Below are 3,095 nucleotides of genomic sequence, written 5' to 3'. Positions count from 1 at the left end.
GGCCAAGTCTGCGCATCACCGACGCGTTTCCTTGTCCACGAAGAGGTCTTCGACCAGTTTGTGGAGGATTTCGTCGCCCGCAGCGCCGCATTGAAGGTCGGGCCTGGCCTGTCGCCGGACAGCCAGATGGGCGCGCTGGCGCATGGCCGTCGGCCAGACGCCGTCGAGGCCTTCGTGCAGGACGCTCGTGACAACGGCGCCATGGTGCGCGCCGGCGGTCGGCGTCTCGGCAATGAAGGCTACTTCTACGCGCCGACCGTGCTGACGCATGTGCCGCTTGGCGCGCGCATCATGAACGACGAGCCGTTCGGACCTGTCGCCGTGATCAACCCGGTCTCGTCGTTGGACGAGGCGATCAAGGAAGCCAACCGACTGCCATACGGTCTCAGCGCCTATGCGTTCGCGAAAAGTCTCGAGGCTGCCGACCGTATCGCCAACGAGGTGGAGGCCGGCACGATTTCGCTCAACCACTTCGGCTTGGCCATGCCTGAAACGCCGTTCGGCGGCATCAAGGACAGCGGCTGGGGCAGCGAAGGCGGCATCGAAGGCTTGCAGGCCTATCTCCAGGACAAGTTCGTGACCCGGAGGCGAGCCGCATGAGGACCATCTTCCCAGGCAATGCATCGGTCGGTGCGTGAGGATCCCATGATCACCCAGGTCATTCAGTCTCGCGGCATCTATCACGGACTGCCGACCTATCCGGAAACGGTCCGAGGATTGACGGCTATCGTTGCGGGAGCAAACGGCATCTCCGGTTCCTACATCGTCAAGGCGCTCGCACAGGCGCCCGAGCGGTGGTCGAAGATCTGGGCGGTTTCGCGCCGGTCGGCCACAACCGTTCCGCCCGGCCCCCAGGTCGAGCATCTGGCGATGGACCTGCTCGATGCGTCCGCGCAATCCATTGCGGCGCAGCTCGAAGAGAAGGGGGTCAAGGCCGACTACGCCTTCTTCTGCGCCTATCTCCAGCCGCCCGCCGAGCCGGGCAGAACGATCTGGGAGGATGCCGAACGGCTGACCGAGGTCAATCTCAAGCTGCTCAGCAACTTCCTCGAGGGGCTGGTGCTTGCCGGCTCCCTGCCGAAACGCGTGCTCGTTCAGTTCGGCATGAAATACTACGGCGTTCATCTGGGGCCGGTCGCCTATCCGCAGGAAGAATCCGATCCGCGCGTCGGCGAGGCGCTCGAGCCGAATTTCTACGATGCACAACACGACTACCTGAAGGCATTCTGCGCCCGCCATGGTATCAACTGGGTGGAAACAAGGCCGGGTTGGGTGCTGGGTGCCGTGCCCGACGCAGCCATGAACATAACGCTGCCATTGGCGATGTATGCCTCGATCCGCAGGCACTTGAACGAACCGCTGGTGTTTCCCGGCGATCTCGCGGCGTGGGAATGTCCGGCGACGAATTCGTCGGCGATGCTGAACGGCTACATGGCGGTGCTTTCTGACGCTGCCGCCAACCAGAGCCTCAACATGACGGATGACAGCGCCTTCACCTGGGGCAGGCTGTGGCAGAAGCTGGCCGCATGGTACGGCATTGCCTACACGCCCCCGTCCGATGAAGCCTCAACCTATCGGCAGACAGATTTCAAATATGACCCGCCCCGCGGTTTCGGACCGAAGGGGCGCATGCGTTTCACCTTTACCTTCTCGGAATGGGCGAGGCGGCCGGAGGTGCAGGAGGCCTGGGCAGAGCTGGCAAGCCGACACGGATTGATGCCGGCGCGGCTCACCGATATCGACCGCATTTTCGGCCTGCTCGACTATATCCTTTCAGCCGTGCCGCAGCTTCTCAATGCCGACAAGGTCAAGCGTCTCGGCTTCTTCGGCACGGTCAGCAGCTATGAGAGCTATAGGTCGGTGATCGAGGAAATGGCAGCCATGAAAATGCTGCCGCCGCTGGCCCGCTGATTGTTCGGGATCCTGCCGCGGCGACATAGAGCGCGGTTACGCCTTCTTGCGCAGCGGACTTTTGCTCGGCGCGCTTCCCGTCCATGCCCTGAAGGCACGAGAGAAGACCGAGCCGTCGGCATAGCCGGCGCTGATGGCGATCTCGGTGATCGAGTTCATGCGCCCCTGCGCCAGAAGGTTTTCGGCCACTCGCTGACGCTCCTGCCGCATGATTTCGCGAAAGCTGGTCTTTTTCTCCGCCAGCGCACGCTGCAGACTACGCACCGGCATGCCGAGCTTCTCCGCGACATCGCCAATCTGCACCGGCCGTCGTCCCATGGACTGGGCGACGATGCGGCCCACCTGGCGCAGCAAGCTTTCATCGCCCGTCGCCGCCTGGTTGGTGAGTTGAAGATGTGCTTCCACGATCGGCAACAGAGCATAGCTCACGCGTTCGGAGCGGAGCATCAGATCGGCTTTCGAGATCACCAGCTTGTTGAGAGGCTGGTCGAAGAAAACGGGAGCATGGAAGATCCCTTCGTAGACCCGTGCGCGTGATGGATTGGAGTGCGCGAGGTGGACTTCGTTCGGCGCCCAGCCGCGCCCCATGCGCGTGCGGATCAGGCTGCACATATTGGCAAGCGAATATTCGACGTCCTGCCTGGTCGAAACCCCATGCTCGTCCAGCCGATAGATATAGTCGGCGCCTTCCTGGGTTTCGACCAGCTCAAGCTCCCAGCCCTCCCGCATGGAGGCGCCCCAACGTGAGAAATGCAGCAACGCCTCGCGCAGCGTTCGCGATGTCGCCATAAGCAGGCCGAGCGATCCGACCTGTTCGGAGCGGATTTCAGCGCCGATCCGCAAGCCCAGGCAGGGGTCGCCGACGAGATCGGCCACGTTCTGCTGGATGATGAGGAAAGTGCGGAATGGCAACTGGAAATGCGGTTCGACGAGATCGGAGCTTTTCAACCCGTGCGCTGACAGAATGGGCGCGGCGTCATGGCCCCGCGCTTCGACGGCCTCGACGAATGGCAGCAGCAAATAGCCCCTTATGAGATGCATAGCGCCCAATGGCCTGTCTCCATGCGCGGGATTGGACCAAATTTTGCTGGACTCGCCAAGGCCTTGAAGGGCCCTGCCGGCTGGTTGCGTTTCGATGTATCAACTGGCAGGCTATTGGTGCGAGTAGAGCGCAATGCCGGGCG

Annotated in this window: 4 protein-coding genes; 3 read left to right on the top strand and 1 reads right to left on the bottom strand. The window is 62.5% G+C overall.

Translation table 11 applies throughout. The annotated features are described in order from the left end of the window. Nucleotides 1–600 (top strand): aldehyde dehydrogenase family protein (locus EN742_RS29785; RefSeq protein WP_128333598.1); only part of this gene is annotated, 600 nt, incomplete at its 5' end. 45 nt (nucleotides 601–645) lie between these two features. After that, nucleotides 646–1,911 (top strand): SDR family oxidoreductase, encoded by a 1,266-nt coding sequence (locus EN742_RS29780; RefSeq protein ID WP_128333597.1) that lies wholly within the window; start codon nucleotides 646–648, stop codon nucleotides 1,909–1,911. Nucleotides 1,912–1,947: 36 nt separating this feature from the next. Here the strand turns inward: EN742_RS29780 and EN742_RS29775 are convergent, their stop codons facing one another. Then, on the bottom strand, nucleotides 1,948–2,952 hold the full coding sequence (locus EN742_RS29775) for an AraC family transcriptional regulator (RefSeq protein WP_148670349.1): 1,005 nt from the start codon (nucleotides 2,950–2,952) through the stop codon (nucleotides 1,948–1,950). Here EN742_RS29775 and EN742_RS38810 point away from each other — a divergent pair. After that, the coding region (locus EN742_RS38810; RefSeq protein ID WP_210214491.1) for a hypothetical protein at nucleotides 2,890–3,095 on the top strand (206 nt) is incomplete at its 3' end. The two genes, EN742_RS29775 and EN742_RS38810, sit on opposite strands and share 63 nt — an antisense overlap.

The sequence above is a fragment of the Mesorhizobium sp. M4A.F.Ca.ET.020.02.1.1 genome (assembly GCF_004022645.1).
In the GTDB taxonomy this organism is placed as follows: domain Bacteria; phylum Pseudomonadota; class Alphaproteobacteria; order Rhizobiales; family Rhizobiaceae; genus Mesorhizobium.
This window is presented reverse-complemented; position numbering and strand designations above follow the sequence as displayed.

What these genes read in the sequence shown, in the direction of transcription:
- EN742_RS29780 (WP_128333597.1), top strand. Translation starts at nt 646, where the DNA reads ATGATCACCCAGGTCATTCAGTCTCGCGGCATCTATCACGGACTGCCG.
- EN742_RS29775 (WP_148670349.1), bottom strand. Translation starts at nt 2,952, where the DNA reads ATGCATCTCATAAGGGGCTATTTGCTGCTGCCATTCGTCGAGGCCGTC.